A 16,383-nucleotide genomic window follows, 5' to 3' on the forward strand; every position below is an offset into this window, starting at 1 on the left:
GGGGACGGTCTGTGCTGCGGTCACTTTCCGGCCTCCTGGTCGGGTCGCGCGGGCTCGGGGGCGGGGGCGGGGGCGGCCACGAGGGTGTCGGTCGCCTCGTCGGCGGCGTACGGGTGCCAGCATGCCGCGCGGTGGGCGGCGTCCGTTCCCGTACGCGGGTCGACGGACCTGAAGCCGGGCCGGCCGCCCGTGCAGGTGTCGTCGGCGCGGCCGCACCGGGGTGCGAAGGTGCAGGCGTCGGGCTGGCTGTCGAGGCTCGGCACCAGGCCGGGGATCTCGGGCAGCCGGCGCTTGCCCTCGCCGCCGGGGCGCAGGACGGCTCCGAGCAGCCCGCGGGTGTACGGGTGCCGGGCCGTGGCGAACAGCTCGTGGACGGGGGCCTCTTCGACGGAGCGCCCGGCGTACATCACGAGAACCCGGTCGGCCGCGTCGGCGACGACGCCGAGGTCGTGGGTGACCAGGACGATCGCGGTGCCGAGCCGTTCGCGCAGCGACTGGAGGACTTCGAGGATTCCGGCCTGCACGGTGACGTCGAGTGCGGTGGTCGGTTCGTCGGCGATGAGGACGGAGGGGTCGCAGGCGACCGCGATCGCGATCATCACGCGCTGGCGCATGCCGCCGGAGAGCTGGTGCGGGTACTCGTCGATGCGGCTTCGCGGGGCGGGGATGCCGACCAGGTCGAGGAGGTCCACGGACCGCTCCCTGGCCTCCTTCCGGCTCAGCCCCTGGTGCCTGCGGAGCACCTCGCCGATCTGCCGGCCGATGGTGAGGACCGGGTTCAGCGAGGTCATGGGCTCCTGGAAGATCATCGCGATGTCCTTGCCGCGGATCTTCTGGAGTTCCTTCTCCGGCGCGCCGACGAGTTCCCGGCCGCCGACGCGGATGGAGCCGCCGACGCGTGCCGTGGGCGGGAGCAGTCCCATCACGGCCATGGAGGTGACGGACTTGCCGCAGCCGGACTCCCCCACGACGGCGAGGACCTCGCCGGGGTGCAGGTCCCAGGAGACGCCGTCGACGGCGTGCACGGTGCGGGTGTCGGAGCGGAAGGAGACCGACAGGTCGCGGACGCTCAGGACGGGCTCACTCACCCGTCCCCGTACGGATTCGAGCACGGTCTCGGTCATCGGGTCCCTCCACGGGGGTCGAGGACGTCGCGCAGTCCGTCGCCGAGCAGGTTGAAGGCCAGGGTCGCCGCGACGATCGCCAGGCCGGGGAAGACGGCGAGCCAGGGCGCGGGGGCCAGGAAGGACTGGGCGCCGGAGAGCATCACGCCGAGGGACGGGTCCGGGGGCTGGACGCCCAGGCCCAGGAAGCTGAGGAGCGCCTCGCCGATGATCGCGGCGGGGATGCCGACTGTCGCCTGGACGATCAGCGCGGAGGTGGCGTTGGGCAGGATGTGCCGGAAGAGCACGGTCCCGTCCCCGCCGCCGTTGGCGATGGCCGCTCCGACGTAGTCGACGTGCTTGAGCCGCAGCGTCTCGGCCCGGGTGATGCGGATGACTGCGGGGATCTGCGAGATGCCGATGGCGATGGTCGCGTTGGTCAGCGAGGGGCCGAGGATCGCGGCGAGACCGACGGCGAGCACCAGGAAGGGGAAGGCCAGCATGGTGTCCGTGAGCCGGGAGATCGCGCCGTCGGCGAACTTCCCGTAGTAGCCGCCGACGAGCCCGAGCGGAACGCCGACGACGAACGCCAGCACGACGGCGACGAGGCCGACCTGCATGGAGGCGCGGGCGCCGTACACGATGCGGGACAGCTGGTCGCGCCCCAGATCGTCGGTGCCGAGCCAGTGGGCCGCGCCGGGTTCCGCCAGGACGTTCCCGAAGTCCGGCTGGGAGGGGTCGTACGGGGCGATCAGCGGGGCGAGGAGGGCGACCAGGATGAAGACGGCGGCGATGATGCCGCCGGTCATGGCCAGCCGGTTCCTGCGCAGGGCACGCAGCCGCCCGTTGCCGGTCCGCTTCTTCGCGGTCTGCGGGACGGTGGGGAGCGCTGGGGTCGCTGTGGTCACCGGGCACCTCCGAGCCGGATGCGCGGGTCGATGACCGAATAGACCACGTCGACCAGCAGGTTGATGAGGATGTACGCGGCGGAGGTGCAGAGCACCACGGCCTGCAGCGTCGCGTAGTCACGGGTGAAGACGGCGTCGATGGTGAGCTTGCCGAAGCCGGGCAGGACGAAGATCTGCTCGGTGACGACGGCGCCGGAGATCAGGTGTCCGAGCTGGAGCCCGAGCACGGTGACGACGGTGACGAGCGAGTTGCGCAGGGCGTGCCCGCCGACGACGGACCGTTTCGACAGGCCCTTGGCGCGGGCGGTGCGTACGTAGTCGGCGGAGAGCGAGTCGAGCATCGCCGCCCGCGTCTGGCGCATCACGACGGCGGCGAGGCCGGAGCCGAGCACGATCGCGGGCAGCACCATGCGGCGCAGGTTGTCGACCGGATCGGTTCCGAAGGGGACGTATCCGGAGGCGGCGAACACGGGGAGGGCGATGGCGAAGCCGAGGACGAGCACGATGCCGAGCCAGAACGTCGGGATGGAGAGCCCGATCAGCGCGATGACGTTGGCGATCCACTCCTCGGGCTTCCCGCGCCGCACGGCGGCGACGACTCCGGCGCCGATGCCGAGGACCACGGCGAGCAGCAGGGACAGTGCGGCCAGCTCCAGCGTGACGGGGAGGGCCTGGCCGATGGCGTCGGCGACCGGCAGCCCGGTACGGGAGGAGTTGCCGAGGTCGCCGGTGAGGGCGTGGCCGATGAAGCGGGCGTACTGCACGACGATGTTGTCGTTGAGGCCGTACGCCTCGCGGATCGCGGCGAGCGCCTCGGGGCTGCGCTCCTCACCGGCCAGGGCGAGCGCCGGGTCGCCGGGCAGCGCCCGGATGCCGGCGAACACCACGACGGAGACCAGGAAGAGGGTGATGAGGGACTGGCGCAGCCGCGTCAGCAGGTATTTCGTCATCGGGTGTACCCCGCATTCGTGACCCGGACCAGTCCGTCGCCGTAGACGCGGATGCCCGCGACGTCCTTGGTGGCGACGACGTAGTTCTTCTGCCGGTAGAGGTAGATCAGCGTGTGCGCGTCCTGCACGCGCCGGGTGAGCTCGTCGTAGATCTCGGTGCGCCGCGCCGGGTCGGCGACGGTGCGGCCCTCCGCGATGAGCTTGTCGATCTCGGGGTCGCCGAGGCCGTAGGCGTTCATGGCGCCCGCGGTCTTGAGGAAGTTGGAGACGTTGCCGTCCGGGTCCAGCCGGCCGGACCAGCCGCTGGTGAAGACGTCGTAGTGTCCGGCGTCGGTCTCCGAGAGCATGGTGGCGTACTCGGTGGGCCGCAGCGAGAGGTCGAAGCCGGCCTCCTTGACCATGGCCTGGAGGACCTGCCCGACGCGTCCCTGCTCGGGGGTGGTGGAGGTCTTGAGCTCGATCTTCAGCGGGGTCTTCACCCCGGCCTCCTTCAGCAGCTTCTTCGCCTTGGCGATGTCGCGCTTCGGGCAGTCCGCGGGCTTGACGCCGGGGGCGATGGCGGACTGGGGCGAGATGGGGCCGCAGGCCGGTTCGTACATGCCCTGGAAGACGACCTCGTTGAGGGTGTCGCGGTCGATCGCGAGCTCGAACGCCTCCCTGACCCGCACGTCCCGGGCGATCGGGGTGTCGAGCTTGCCGGGCTTCTGCCCGAGGCCCTTCACGTTGCCGACGTTGAGACCGATGCCCTGGTAGCCGAGCGAGGGCGAGTTGAAGAGCTGGAGCTTCGGCTCGGTGAGGGCGCTCTGTACGTCGACGGGGCCCATCTGGTCGCCGACCTGGAGGTCGCCGGAGCGCAGGTTGGCGAGCCGGACGTTTCCGTCGGGGATGGGCTTGTAGACGACCCCGTCGAGGTGGACCTTGTCCGCGTCGTAGTAGTTCGGGTCCTTCTTCAGCACGATCCGGTCGCCGCCGACGCGCTCGACGAAGCGGAAGGGTCCGACGCAGGAGGGGTGGTTCGTGAAGTTCTTCCCGTACTTCTTGAGCGCGGCCGGTGACATGACCATTCCGGCCCGGTCGGCGAGGACGCCGGTGAGCGGTACGTAGGGCTGCTTGAGCTTCATCCGTACCGTGTCGGAGCCGGTGGCCTCGATGGAGGTGACGGGTGCGAGCTCGGTGCCGCGGGCGGATCCGGGGAGATCGCGGTGGCGCAGCAGCGAGGTGACGACCGCCGCGGCGTCGAGCCGGGTGCCGTCGCTGAACTTCACACCGGGCCGCACCTTCAGGGTGACGGTGCGGCCGTCGGCCGAGGTGGTGGGCAGTGCGGCAGCGAGCTGCGGCACGACGACCCCGTCCTCGTCGATGTCGTAGAGCTTCTCGCACATGCCCGCGAAGACCGTGCGGCCGACGAGGGTCTGGGCGAGCGTCGGGTCGAGTTTGTCCGGGTCCGAGTTGAGAGCGACGGTGAGTGTCCCGCCGTCGCGTACGGACCGGTCGTCGGTTTTGCGTACACCGCCGACCTCGGTCGCCGAGGACTGCAGCGACGCGCAGCCCGAAGTGAAGGACACCAATGCAACCGCCACCAGGGCAACCGCTTTTCGGCGCACGAGGGCCTACCTCCCGCCAAGGGGTGATCAGGGAATATCGCAGACCGTATTTCGCATACAGTCCGCAAGGCAAGGGGCCTGCCCACATAGCGGACGGTTTTTACTGACGATCGGATAACGGGGGTGCAGAAGGCGTGAAGACGCCGCTCCGCACCCCCGCGATCAGCTCTGCGTGACGAGACGGAAACTCTGCGCGGCCGAGCCGTCGCAGGACCGCTGGACCAGCTGGACGCCCACGGCCGCGGAGGCCGGCGCGCTCAGGCACTTGCCGCTGTGCCGGGCGGTGAAGTGGTACCGGCCGGAGGCCTCCCGTACCGGCTTCCACTGCTGGTTCGCGCCGCCCCCGTAGGTCCACAGCTGGAGCGGGGCCTGCTCGGCGACGGACACGTCCGCCACATCGACGACCTGGCGGCCGTCCCCGTCCGCGGCGATCCGCACATGACCACTGTCCGTGGCCGGGAACCTGTACCGCTGGGCGGCGGTGCCGTTGCACGTGTACTGCTGGATCACCGTGCCGTTGGCGGTGGCCGCGGCGCGCGCGTCCACGCAGTTCCCGTTGGCCTCGGCGACCAGTGCGAACGCCGACGTCTGCGAGATCGGGTCCCCGGGCGCCGGGTCTCCCCCGCCGCCGCCCAGCCACTTCAGCCCGTCCACCACGAACCGGTTCTGGGTCTCGCTGGCGAAGGTCGAGGACAGCGTGGTCCCCGAGCCGTAGTCCATGGCGTTGTGGCCGAAGTTCGCGTACAGCATCCGGTAGCCGGTGTTCGTCCACAGGACGGGGTAGTCGCCGCTGTACCACGACTGGTTCGGATCCGTCCCCAGCGGGAAGCTCACCGGGTCCACGGAGGCCAGGACCTTGATGTCGGGACGGTCGCGGAGGTCGTTCTCCCACGCGTACCACTCGCTGACCGAGGAGGTGAACGTGGCCGGCAGGCCCGTGGTGGAGGGATGTGTCCGGTCCTCGGTACGGAGCACTGCCGTGGTCGGCCCCCAGGTGTTCGACCTGAAGTTGCCGCTGCCGAGGAACTGGTCGTAGAACCAGGGCCATTGACGGGCCTCGGTGGTGAAGGCGGAGACGTGGAATCCCATCCACGCGCCGCCGGAGCGCATGTACCGCTCGAAGCCGGCGCGCTGGGAGGCGGTCTGCGGGGCGTCGTCGAGGAACAGCACCACCTGGTACTGGTCCGGGGTGATGCTGCTGAGCCGCTCCCAGTCGTTGGTGGAGGTGTAGGAGAAGTTGTTGGCGGCGGCGGTGGCGGGGAACCACCGGTTGGCTTCCTGGACGAAGCTGATGTGCGCCGCGTCCCAGGTGCCGTTGTAGAAGGCGATCACCTGGAAGGCGGGTGCCTGCGCGGCGCTCGGCGCGGCGTGTGCGGGGACGGTGAGCCCCAGCAGTAATGCCGGCAGCAGGAGCAGCCACCGGCACAGTCGGCCGACGCCGGCCTGGAGGGCCGCGGTGGCCCTGATGGTGTTCATACGAAACCGTCCTCTCCGAACCGGATGGGGGCCGGGCCGGATCCGACGGGTGTCGGATCCGGCCCGGTGTGTCCTGGAGGCGTCGCGCTGTTCAGGGGTGGCTGACGAGGTGGCCGGACGGTCAGCCCGCGTACTGGGCGAACACCTTCGTGAAGTCCCAGGGCTGCTGGGAGACGCCCGAGCAGGTGTCGGCGCCGCCGCCGGTGCAGGGGCGGTCGCGGTTGACCGACCAGAAGGTCAGCCGGGCCAGATGCCGCTGCTGCGCGTAGCCGAGGATGGTGCGGAAGTCCGCGACCGTGACGGTCTCACTGTTGTCCGTGATGCCGTTCATCGAGGAGATTCCGGTGTGCCGGTAGGCCTGGTCGTCCGAGTAGCCGTAGGCGCTCTTGACCGTGTTCTTCAGCCCTTCGGCCGCGCTGACGGTGAGGTTGCCCATGTTCTGGCCGGCCCCGCCGAAGTTGAACGGCATGATCGTCCAGCTGTCCACGGTCAGGCCGGACGCGGAGGCCTTGCGGATCAGGCTGTCGTCGGGGCCGTTCTGCCCGGTGCCGAAGGTGACGTAGACCTTGATCCCGGGGTTGTTGGCCTTGACCGTCTTGAGTGCGTCGACCGTGCGCTGCTGGACGGTGGCGCTGTCGTACGCCTCCGCCTCGATGTCGATGTCGATCGCCTTGAGCCCGTAGGCGTTGATGACCTTCTGGTACGCGGCGGCCAGCTCACCCGCGCTGGAGCAGGAGCTCTCCAGCTTGTTGCCGCTCCAGCCGCCGAAGGACGGGATGACATCGCCGCCCGCGCCCCGGACGGTGTTGATGGTCTGCTGGTCGACGCCCCCGGTCAGCGGCCTGCCGCCGTCCCACTGCGGGTTGCAGTAGCCGTTGCTGAGGACGAAGGCGAGGGTGAACCACTTGACGCCCGTGGCGTTCATGACGGTGGTCGGGCTGGGCGGGCTGCCCCAGCCGTTGTAGAGGTACGGGGCGACGGCCATCGCCCCGGCGGGCGGCGTCGTCGGGTCTCCCCCGCCGCTCGGCGCGGTCCACTTCTGGTTGGCGGCGCCGGTGCAGGTCCAGATCTGGAGCCGGGTGCCGTTGGCCGAACTGTTGCCGGTGACGTCCAGGCACTTGTCCGCCTGCGGATTGACGATGTCGTGGGCCGCGGTGACGGTCCAGCGCTGGGCCGCGGAGCCGTTGCAGTCCCACAGCTGGACCGTGCTGCCGTTCGCCGTGCCGGCCGAGGTCACGTCCAGACACTTGCCCAGGGCCTTGATGCTCCCGTCCGAACCGACGTTCCACTGCTGGGCGTTGCTGCCGTTGCAGTCGTAGAGCTGCACCGGGGTGCCGTTGGCGCTGCTCGCGGCGGCGACGTCCATACACTTGCCGGCCAGGCCGGTGATCTGTCCGGTCGCCGCGGCGGCGCCGAGGGCGGGCGATCCGGTCAGACCGGCCAGCAGCGCCGCGGCCGCCCCGGCACCGAGCACGCCGCGGAGGGCGGGAGCACGTCTGCCTGAGAAGTGAGTGCCCATCAACTGTTCACCGTCCACTTCTGGTTGGCCGCCCCGGTGCAGGTCCAGATCTGCAGCCGCGCGCCGTTGGCCGAACTGTTCCCGACGACGTCCAGGCACTTGTCCGCCTGCGGATTGACGATGTCGCGCGCTCCGCTGACCGCCCAGCGCTGGGCAGCCGAACCGTTGCAGTCCCACAGCTGGACGGCGGTGCCGTCGGCCGTGCCGCCCGATGCCACGTCGAGGCACTTGCCGAGCGCCCGGATCGTGCCGTCCGCGTTCACGCTCCACTTCTGGGCGTTGGTGCCGTTGCAGTCGTAGAGCTGGACCGGGGTGCCGTTGGCGCTGCTCGCGGCGGCGACGTCCACGCACTTGCCGGCCAGGCCGGTGATCCGGCCGCCCGTCTCCGGCTGCTGCGTGTCGCTGGTGGTGACGCGCACGTGGTCGACGACGAGTTGCTGGGGGAAGGTGGTGTTGCCGTCGGGGTCACCCGGCCAGTAGCCGCCGACCGCGAGGTTGAGGATGAGGAAGAAGGGCTTGTTGAAGGCCCAGGTGTTGCCGCCGGTGTCGGCGGGCGTGCGGTGCTGGTAGACGTTGCCGTCGACGGACCAGGTCACCGAGTTCGGGGCCCAGTCGATGGCGAAGGTGTGGAAGGCGTCGGCGAAGGCCTGCCCGTTCGGAAGGGTGTATCCGGCGCCGATGCCGGCGGAGCCGGAGTAGCCGGGACCGTGCAGGGTGCCGTGGACGGTGGAGGGTTCGAATCCGACGTTCTCCATGATGTCGATCTCGCCGGAGTTGGGCCAGCCGACCTGTCCGATGTCGTCGCCGAGCATCCAGAAGGCGGGCCACATGCCCTGGCCGCGCGGGATCTTCATCCGCGCCTCGACGTGACCGTAGGTCTGGGTGAACTTCCCGGAGGTGTTCAGCCGGGCCGAGGTGTACTGGCAGGTGCCGTACCAGCACTGGTAGTTGTTCGGATTCTCCTTGCGCGCGGTGATGACCAGATGTCCCTGGCCGTCCAGCGCCGCGTTGCTGTTTCCGGCCGTGTAGTACTGCCGCTCATGGTTGTTGACGTTGTCGCCGGTCTCGATCTGCCACTTGCTGCCGTTCACGGCCGAGCCGGCGGAGCCGTCGAACTCGTCGGAGAACGTCGTGACGGCCGCGGCCGCCGTTTCGGACATCGGGGCGACGGACGCGGAGGCGGGACCGCCGCCACCCGTGAGAGCCGTCGTGACCAGGGCGAGGGTGAGAACCGAGAGTACGGAGTGCAGCAGGCGCCGCGTACGGCGTGGGGAGTCCATGACTCTCCCTTCCGGTGCATGAGGGGGAGGAAGGGGAATCTGTCATGCATATGACATTCATACGCGTGACAGACGCAGGGCGCGGAGGAGGTGCGGGAGCTGCGCCGACCGAGGTGGGGGTGCCGTGTGAAGTACTGCGTGCGGGGTGCGACGGTGAGGCCGCTTAGTTCACTACGTGATTTAAGAAGTGAACTAAGCGAGTGTCAAGACCTTGGTCCATACCACTGACCGACCCACCCGAGATGCGCCTGCGGAGTGCGAAAACGCCCGCACTCCCCTGCCTGCGGCTCGCCCCGGGGTGCGCGCGGCGGCCAAGAGTCGAAGCGACGGCACGGCAGGAGCCGCTCCGGCCTGCACACTTTCGCGGAATGTCCCGAGCCGGCATCACCGTGGGGACACCCGGTCCACTGCCCTACCGGCGGACTAAATGTCGCGGCGATGACGTTATGCCTGCCCGGAGCCGATTCGTCAGCGGAAGAACCGGCGGAACTGGAGGCATGGCCGTGCACGGTGAATACAAGGTCCCCGGCGGCAAACTGGTCGTCGTGGACCTCGACGTCCGGGGCGGGGCACTGCGGGACGTGCGGGTGGCGGGTGACTTCTTCCTGGAGCCGGACGAGGCGATCCTCGCGATCGACGCGGCGCTGGAGGGTGCCCCGGCCACCACCGACACCGTAGGCCTGGCGGCCCGGATCGACGCGGCGCTCCCTGAGTCGACGGTGATGCTCGGGCTCACGTCGGAGGGTGTCGCCGTCGCCGTACGCCGGGCGCTGGCACACGCCACGGAGTGGAGCGACTACGACTGGCAGCTCATCCACGACGCCCCGCAGTCCCCCGCTCTCCACATGGCCCTCGACGAGGTCATCACGGCCGAGGTCGCCGCGGGCCACCGGCCGCCGACGCTCCGGGTGTGGGAGTGGGACTCCCCCGCGGTGATCATCGGCAGCTTCCAGTCCCTGCGCAACGAGGTGGACCCGGCGGGCGTCGACCGGCACGGTGTCACGGTGGTCCGGCGCGTCTCCGGGGGCGGCGCCATGTTCGCGGAGCCGAGCAGCACCATCACGTACTCGCTCGCGGTGCCCCACTCCCTCGTCTCCGGGCTCTCGTTCGCCGACAGCTACGCGTATCTGGACGACTGGGTGCTCGAAGCGCTCGGCGACATGGGGATCAAGGCCTGGTACCAGCCGCTGAACGACATCGCGACGGAGGTCGGGAAGATCGCGGGGGCGGCACAGAAGCGTGTGGTGGGTCCGGACGGCGGGCCCGGCGCGGTGCTGCATCACGTGACGATGTCGTACGACATCGACGCCGACAAGATGCTCGACGTCCTGCGCATCGGCAAGGAGAAGATGTCCGACAAGGGTACGAAGAGCGCCAAGAAGCGCGTCGACCCGCTGCGCCGGCAGACCGGTCTTCCCCGTCAGGCCGTCATCGAGCGGATGATCGAGTCGTTCCGCAACCGCCACGGCCTCACCCAGGGCCGGGTGACCCCGCAGGAACTGGCGCGGGCCGAGGAACTCGTGCGCACCAAGTTCGGCACGGCCGAGTGGACCGCCCGGGTGCCGTAGAACAGACCCCGATCAGCGCTCACGCGGTGTCGGGTGCCGTAGAACAGACCCCGCTCAGCGCTCACGCGGTGTGACGAGCCCCGATTCGTAGGCGAAGACGACGAGTTGGGCACGGTCGCGGGCGCCGAGCTTGGTCATGGCACGGCTGATGTGGGTCTTGGCGGTGAACGGGCTGATGACCATGTGCGCGGCGATCTCCTCGTTCGTCAGCCCCCGGGCCGCCAGCGCGCTGACCTCCCGCTCCCTGCGGGTCAGGGTCTCGAAGCCCGGCGCGGTCGTCCGGTCCGGGGGCCGGGCGACGAACTCGCCGATCAGTCTGCGGGTGATGGCGGGCGAGAGCAGTGCGTCGCCGCGGGCCGCGACACGGACGGCGTGGAGCAGTTCGGCTGGTTCGGTGTCCTTGAGCAGGAAGCCGGCCGCTCCGGCGCGCAAGGCGTCGAACACGTACTCATCCAGGCCGTAGTTGGTCAGGATCACCACATGGACCCCGCTCAGCAGCGGGTCGGCGGCGATCGCGCGGGTCGCCTCGATGCCCGTCATCACCGGCATCTGTACGTCGACCAGGGCGATGTCGGGCGTGTGCAGCCGGGCCAGCTCCAGCCCCTCCCGGCCGTCCGCGGCCTCGCCGACCACCTCGATGCCGTCCTCCGCGTCGAGCAGCGCCCGGAAGCCCGCCCGCATCAGCGCCTGGTCATCGACGATGAGAACCCGGAGCGGGGCGCCCGAATCGCTGCTCATGCGGTGGTTCCGGCGGTGTTCAGGGGCAGTTCGGCGTGGACCGAGAAGCCGCCCGCGCCACGCGGTCCGGCGGCCAGGGTGCCGCCGAGCGCCGTGACGCGCTCCCGCATGCCGGTGAGGCCGGTTCCCGCCGTGACGGTGTCACCCGCGGCGCACGGGCCGTGGTCGTCGACGCGCACGGTCAGCGCGCTCCGCCCGTAGGCGAGCTGGACGGTGGTCGGGGCCCGGTCGGCGTGCCGGGCCACGTTGGTGAGGGCCTCCTGCACGATGCGGTACGCGGCACGGTCCACGGCCGCGGGAAGCGGCCGTTCGTCGCCGCTGACGGTGAGGGCGAGCGCGATGCCGGCACTGCGGGCCCGTTCGGCCAGCTCGCCGATCCGGTCGAGCCCGGTGCCGGGTTCGACCACGTCCGTGCGCAACACCTCCAGTGTGGCGCGCAGTTCACGCATCGCCTCGCCGCTCGCCTCCTGGATGGCGAGGAGCGCGGGCTCCACCTCGGTGCCGCGCTTGCGGGCGAGGTGGACGGCTACTCCCGCCTGGAGCTTGACGATCGAGATGGAGTGGGTGAGCGAGTCGTGCAGCTCACGGGCGATCCGCAGCCTTTCCTCCCCCGCCCGGCGCAGCGCCGCCTCGTCCCGGGTGCGTTCGGCGTCGAGTGCCCGCTGCTCGGTCTGACGCAGATAGGCCTGCCAGTTCTTGTCGATGAGCCCGGTGACCCCGGCGCAGAGGAACCATCCGAGCAGCAGCAGGGTCCGCTCCACGACGCTCTCGGCGGCGGGTGCGCCGGTCATCAGGACCGTGAAGTAGCCGACGAGGAAGAGCGCACCGGCCGTGACGCCCCAGGCGCGGTGCCCACTGCGGGCGGCGGCGTGCACGGCGACCAGCACGGGGAACGCCGCCCAGGTGCCCGGGTGCGCGTGGAGCACGTAGCCGGACAGGGCGAGCGTGGTGACGGCGAGGACCGTACGAGGTGCCAGGCGGTGCGCGGCGAGGGCCAGCGAGCCGGTCGCGACGAGCACCAGGTCGAGGGCGCCGGGCGCCGAGGCCAACCGGGCCGCGACGGTGACCGCCGCACCGATCGCCACCGCGAGCACCCCGTCCAGCAACAGGCCGCGGCGGCCCGTGTCCCCCGCCTCCCCCGTGTCCTCCGTCATGTGCCGCACCCTAACTCCCGGGCGGCCGCGGGGGCGTCAGCCCTGGGGACCGGCCGGGCACTACTCCCCGGGCAGTAGTGCCGGGCCCCCCGCGACCGGTGGGGACCAGCGGTGATTGCCTCCGGCGGTACGACGCCCCGGCCCCGGTCCGCGGGCGAACATCGTCGCCATGACCGGACCTTTCCGCTACACCTCACCCGTACCTCCGAAGTCCGCGACCGGAGTGGTCGCCGACGTGTACGCCCAGATGTCCACCGACTTCGGGATCGAGCGCGCCCCGACGTTCGTCGTCCTCTCCGCCTCTCCTCCGCTCCTCACCTCGGCCTGGGCGCTGGCGCGCGAATCGCTTCTGGCCGGACAGGTCTCCCGTACGGACAAGGAGGTGGTGGCGGCCGGGGTGTCGCTCGCCAACCGCTGCCCGTTCTGCGTGGACGCGCACACCGTGCTGCTGCACGCCACCGGCGACCACCGGCTGGCGGAGACGATCGCCCGCGGCGAGCAGCCGGCCGATCCCGCCCATCGCCGGCTGCTGGCCTGGGGGAAGGACATGAGCACACCGCAGCCCTTCGGTCCCACCGCGGCACCCGAACACATCGGTACCGCGCTCACCTTCCACTTCATCAACCGGATCGTCTCCGCGCTGCTGACCGAGAGCATGCTGCCCGGCGGTCTCCAGCGGATCCGTGCCGTGCGGAGTGCGGCGGGCCGCTCCCTGGCCAGGAACGTGCGCCGCGAGCTGGTGACAGGTCTGAGCCTGCCGCTGCTCGAAACGGAGGGCGAAGCACCCGCCTGGGCGGCGGGCACCGCCGTCGGCACGGCGTACGGGGCCCTGCGCACCGCGGCGGAGCTGGGTGCCGGGCTGCTGAGCGACGAGGACGCGGCGTTCGTACGGGAGGCGGTGGCGGCCTGGGACGGTGTCACCCCGCTTCCCCTGCACGGAGCGGACCTGCCGGACCGGGCCGAGCGCCCGGGTGCCCGGCTGGCGCTCCTCGCGGCCCGCGCCCCTTACCGGATCACGGACGAGGACGTGGCCGCCTGGCTCGCACCGCCGTTCACCGATCACTGTCTGGTCCATCTGATCGCGTTCGGTGCGATCTGCGCCATGGGGCGCGTCGAGGCCACGCTCACCCTGGGGACGAAGGAGCACGCATGACCGTCGCCGAAGCCTGGAACGGACCGCTGGGGCAGCACTGGGCCGCCCACCCGGACCGCTACGACGCCATGCTGGACGGGTTCGACGCCGCCCTGTTCGACGCGGCGGCGATCGCCGCCGGGGACCGGGTGGTGGACATCGGCTGCGGCAGCGGGCACACGACGCGCATGGCAGCGCGGCGCGCGCCGGGCGGCCGGGTCACCGGTGTCGACATCTCGGCGCCGCTCGTCGGACGGGCCGTCGAACTCACCGACGCCGAACGGTTTCCGCAGGTGGCCTACCGGTTGGACGACGCGCAGAGCTGCGCGTTCGAACCCGGCGGATACGACCTGGCGATCAGCCGGGGCGGCGTGATGTTCTTCGCCGACCCCGTCGCCGCGTTCACCAACATCGCGGGGGCGCTGCGGCCGGGCGGCCGGCTGGCGTTCCTCTGCCCGCAGCCCGCGCAGCCGGACGGGGAGGAGCGCAAGGCACTGGGCCTGCTGGCCTCGTTGCTGGGACGGGATCACACCACCGAGAACGCGGTGGCCACGGCGATGGCCTCGCTCTCGGAGCCGGAACGCATCCACGAGGTCCTGGGCGCGGCGGGCTTCACGGACATCGGGGTGACGGGGGTGAGCGCCGACACCTGCTGGGGGAAGGACGCGGCGGACGCGGTCGAGTTCTTCGTCTCGCGCGCCCCCGGTCTCACGGTCTCCGGAGCCACACGTGCCGCGATGACCGAGGCTTTGCGGCCCCATGAATCGCCGCGCGGGGTGATGCTTCGGGCGGGCGTGTGGGTGGTGACAGCCCTTAGGTTCTTCGTCAAACGGCCGGCGGGCGGTGCTCGTACCAGCGGCGGTCGGCCTCCAGTTGGGCGGCCAGCGAGATGAGCCGTTCCTCGCTGCGGGAGGGGCCGAGCAGTTGGGCCCCGACGGGGAGCCCGCCGGAAGTGAAGCCTGCGGGGACGTTGATTCCGGGCCAGCCGAGCACGTTCCACGGCCAGGCGTACGGGCAGGCCTCGGTCATCGCCACATCGGTGCGCCAGGCGCTCAGTCCGTCGAACCTGCCGATCGGGGGAGGCGGCAGGGCGGTCGTCGGGGTGAGCAACACGTCAAATCCCGAGCGCCCTTTTCCACCCCTCCCGCGGGAGGGGTGGAACAGGGCGCCGATCCGCCGGTGTTGGCGCACCTCCCGCGCGCGTGCCGCCCGCACCACCCGGCCGCCGAGCCGGGTGCCGGTGCGCAGGGCGCTGCGGGTGCGGGGGTCCAGGAGCGCGGGTTCGGGGTGCAGGGCGGCGAGTTCGGCGATGCCCGCGGTGGCGCGGGGGAGGAAGCCGAGGCCGATCAGCCCGTAGCGGGGCCGGGCCTCCTCGACGTGGTGGCCGAGCCGGGCCAGCGCCTCGGCGAGTTCGGTGACCGTGCGGCGCACGTCCGGGTGCGGCGCCGCACCGGTGAGGGTGAGCGGGGGGCGCCAGGCCAGTGCGATGCGCAGCCGGCCCGGGTCGCGGCGTGCGGCGGCCGAGGCCCGTACGGGCGGCGGGCGGTGCGGGTCGTCGGGGTGGGCGCCCGCGACGGCGTCCAGCAGGAGCGCGGCGTCGGCCACGGTCCTGGCCAGGGGGCCGTTGACGGTGAGCCCCTGGAAGGCGTCGCTGTGGGGGTGCACGGAGATCCGGCCGCGCTGCGGTTTGATGCCGACGAGGTGGGTCCAGGCTGCGGGGATGCGGACGGACCCGGCCCCGTCGGAGCCGAGCGCGGCGGGCACCAGTCCGGCGGCGACGGCGGCCGCCGAGCCGCCGGACGAGCCGCCCGGGGTGTGCGCGGTGTTCCACGGATTACGAGTGGCGCCGAAGGCGGATCCCTCGGTGAACGGCCACTGGCCCAGTTCGCAGGAGTTGGTCTTCCCCACGATCACGGCCCCGGCGGCGCGCAGCCGGCGCACGGACTCGCTGTCGGCGGTCGCGGCGGGCCGCTCTCCCGCGCAGCCGAAATGGGTGGGCAGCCCGGCGACATCGGTGTCGTCCTTGACGGCGACGGGCACCCCGAGCAACGGCAGCCGCTCCCCCGCGTCGAGCCGGCGGTCGGCCTCCGCGGCTTCGGCGAGTGCGGCGCTCGCACGCAGGTGCCGGAAGGCGTTCAGGGTGCTCCGGCTCGCCTCGATCCGGGCGAGGGCCTCGGTGACCAGCCGGGTGGAGGTGGTACGGCCCTCCGCGAGGGCCCGCGCGCTGTCGGCCAGCCCGGCCGGGGTCCCGACGTCCGTTCCGGTGGATTCCACTGAGGACATGGGCTGCCCGCCTCCCTCGTACCGTCAGGTGCGCGCACCTGTCCGCCCGAACGAAATTACTGAAGGGTAACGAGTCATGGCCGATCCCTCAACCGTGCGCCCGGGCCCCGTGGGCGGTGCCATGGGCCCGGGCGCCGCCCGCCCTACGGCTGAACGGTGATCTCACCGATTCCGGTACCGAGCCCGGCACAGTGCGCGGTCGACTGACCGGACTGCCCGGGGTTCAGCGTGACGTGCTCACCGTCGACGTCCGGGGACCAGCCGCAGACCAGGTGCACCCAGAAGGTCTGCGCCACGGAGCCGTTGTTGCGGCAGAGCGCGTAGCCGGTGTAGTCGTCGATGGCGTGCTTGCCCGTCTCGCAGGAAAGTCCCGGCGGCGTCTTCGCCGGAGCCGTGGCCGAGGCGGCCGTGGCCAGACCGGTGGACACCGCGAGTGCCGCGGTCAGCCCTGCGACGGCGGCGGCCCGGGCGGCAACCCTGGAGCGGCTCCCCATGGACTTCTTCATGTCTCCCTCTCGGTCGTGACGAGGGCGGTGCCTACAACCGTCCCCCGCCCCCTTAACCGATCACAGCACACAACGTCACGCTGTGTACGCACCCGAGGTGGAGCGTCGCCCCGCCGCCGGGCGGCCACCCCCCGCCCGGCGTACGCTCGGAAGATCGGGCCG

General features: G+C 71.3%; 14 protein-coding genes. 3 read left to right on the plus strand and 11 right to left on the minus strand.

What is annotated here, in order from left to right; translation table 11 throughout:
- Window positions 1–20: 20 nt before the first annotated feature.
- From OG959_RS03850 to OG959_RS03880, 7 genes are all read right to left on the minus strand, one after another.
- The gene (locus OG959_RS03850) at window positions 21–1,124 is read right to left on the minus strand and encodes an ABC transporter ATP-binding protein (RefSeq protein ID WP_326656587.1); all 1,104 of its coding nucleotides are present in this window, start codon (window positions 1,122–1,124) and stop codon (window positions 21–23) included.
- A complete protein-coding gene (locus tag OG959_RS03855) occupies window positions 1,121–1,942 on the minus strand; it encodes an ABC transporter permease (protein ID WP_326666198.1) in 822 nt (273 codons plus the stop codon). Before OG959_RS03855 ends, OG959_RS03850 begins: the two co-directional genes overlap by 4 nt.
- A gap of 65 nt (window positions 1,943–2,007) precedes the next feature.
- Entirely contained in the window at window positions 2,008–2,961 is a 954-nt protein-coding gene (locus tag OG959_RS03860; protein WP_326656588.1) for an ABC transporter permease, read from the minus strand.
- Window positions 2,958–4,526 carry an ABC transporter substrate-binding protein gene (locus OG959_RS03865; RefSeq protein ID WP_326656590.1) on the minus strand — a complete coding sequence of 523 codons (1,569 nt, stop codon included), beginning with the start codon at window positions 4,524–4,526 and terminating at the stop codon, window positions 2,958–2,960. Before OG959_RS03865 ends, OG959_RS03860 begins: the two co-directional genes overlap by 4 nt.
- Window positions 4,527–4,727: 201 nt before the next feature.
- Entirely contained in the window at window positions 4,728–6,041 is a 1,314-nt protein-coding gene (locus OG959_RS03870) for a ThuA domain-containing protein (protein WP_326656591.1), read from the minus strand.
- 121 nt (window positions 6,042–6,162) lie between these two features.
- On the minus strand, window positions 6,163–7,560 hold the full coding sequence (locus tag OG959_RS03875; RefSeq protein ID WP_326656592.1) for a ricin-type beta-trefoil lectin domain protein: 1,398 nt from the start codon (window positions 7,558–7,560) through the stop codon (window positions 6,163–6,165).
- Window positions 7,560–8,840 carry a ricin-type beta-trefoil lectin domain protein gene (locus OG959_RS03880; RefSeq protein WP_326656594.1) on the minus strand — a complete coding sequence of 427 codons (1,281 nt, stop codon included), beginning with the start codon at window positions 8,838–8,840 and terminating at the stop codon, window positions 7,560–7,562. Before OG959_RS03880 ends, OG959_RS03875 begins: the two co-directional genes overlap by 1 nt.
- Before the next feature lie 503 nt (window positions 8,841–9,343).
- Here OG959_RS03880 and OG959_RS03885 point away from each other — a divergent pair.
- Window positions 9,344–10,408 (plus strand): lipoate--protein ligase family protein, encoded by a 1,065-nt coding sequence (locus OG959_RS03885; protein ID WP_326666200.1) that lies wholly within the window; start codon window positions 9,344–9,346, stop codon window positions 10,406–10,408.
- Between the two features lie 54 nt (window positions 10,409–10,462).
- On the opposite strand, the gene OG959_RS03890 is transcribed toward OG959_RS03885, so the two are convergent.
- Together OG959_RS03890 and OG959_RS03895 are read right to left on the minus strand one after the other, a co-directional pair.
- Window positions 10,463–11,146, minus strand: a complete 684-nt coding sequence (locus tag OG959_RS03890) for a response regulator transcription factor (RefSeq protein ID WP_326656596.1) — start codon at window positions 11,144–11,146, stop codon at window positions 10,463–10,465.
- A complete protein-coding gene (locus OG959_RS03895; RefSeq protein ID WP_326656597.1) occupies window positions 11,143–12,300 on the minus strand; it encodes a sensor histidine kinase in 1,158 nt (385 codons plus the stop codon). The genes OG959_RS03890 and OG959_RS03895 overlap by 4 nt, the downstream gene beginning before the upstream one ends.
- A 169-nt stretch (window positions 12,301–12,469) precedes the next feature.
- Here OG959_RS03895 and OG959_RS03900 point away from each other — a divergent pair, with 169 nt between their 5' ends.
- Both OG959_RS03900 and OG959_RS03905 read left to right on the plus strand, forming a co-directional pair.
- Window positions 12,470–13,453, plus strand: coding sequence for a carboxymuconolactone decarboxylase family protein (locus tag OG959_RS03900; protein WP_326656598.1), 984 nt, complete (start codon window positions 12,470–12,472; stop codon window positions 13,451–13,453).
- Window positions 13,450–14,325: a class I SAM-dependent methyltransferase gene (locus OG959_RS03905; RefSeq protein ID WP_326656600.1), complete on the plus strand. Its 876-nt coding sequence runs from the start codon at window positions 13,450–13,452 to the stop codon at window positions 14,323–14,325. The genes OG959_RS03900 and OG959_RS03905 overlap by 4 nt, the downstream gene beginning before the upstream one ends.
- On the opposite strand, the gene OG959_RS03910 is transcribed toward OG959_RS03905, so the two are convergent.
- Both OG959_RS03910 and OG959_RS03915 read right to left on the minus strand, forming a co-directional pair.
- Window positions 14,258–15,715, minus strand: coding sequence for an amidase (locus OG959_RS03910; protein WP_326656601.1), 1,458 nt, complete (start codon window positions 15,713–15,715; stop codon window positions 14,258–14,260). The genes OG959_RS03905 and OG959_RS03910 overlap by 68 nt on opposite strands.
- A gap of 143 nt (window positions 15,716–15,858) precedes the next feature.
- Window positions 15,859–16,221, minus strand: coding sequence for a hypothetical protein (locus tag OG959_RS03915; protein ID WP_326656603.1), 363 nt, complete (start codon window positions 16,219–16,221; stop codon window positions 15,859–15,861).
- Window positions 16,222–16,383 lie beyond the last annotated feature (162 nt).

It is taken from the genome of Streptomyces sp. NBC_00385 (assembly GCF_035917155.1).
Taxonomy (GTDB): domain Bacteria; phylum Actinomycetota; class Actinomycetes; order Streptomycetales; family Streptomycetaceae; genus Streptomyces; species Streptomyces poriferorum.